The sequence below is a fragment of the Bacillus cereus group sp. BfR-BA-01430 genome (assembly GCF_022663115.1).
Classification (GTDB): domain Bacteria; phylum Bacillota; class Bacilli; order Bacillales; family Bacillaceae_G; genus Bacillus_A; species Bacillus_A cereus_BD.
In genome coordinates, this window is the sequence record NZ_JAKUEW010000110.1 from 1 (window position 1) to 223 (window position 223).

Sequence of the window (223 nt, forward strand, 5' to 3'; positions counted from 1 at the left end):
TTTCATCTTCAATAGCAAGATTCTTTTTACTAATCCGTTCTTGATACTTTGCTATATCATCTTGATACTTACGAATCTTATCATTCACATATGCCGCCACATGTTCATGGCTACAATGAGGACACGTAAAGTAGCACTTATCAATTCGATTAGGAAGCTGTTTTACTTTCGGCTGCATGTCATAATCTTTATTACACTCAGCACAATATACCTGCATGCCTAC

1 protein-coding gene is annotated in these 223 nt (G+C 36.3%); it reads right to left on the reverse strand.

Annotated elements, in window-relative coordinates; genetic code table 11:
* On the reverse strand, window positions 1–217 hold a 217-nt coding region (locus MR058_RS23175; RefSeq protein WP_242145955.1), incomplete at its 3' end, for a hypothetical protein.
* Between the last annotated feature and the right edge of the window lie 6 nt (window positions 218–223).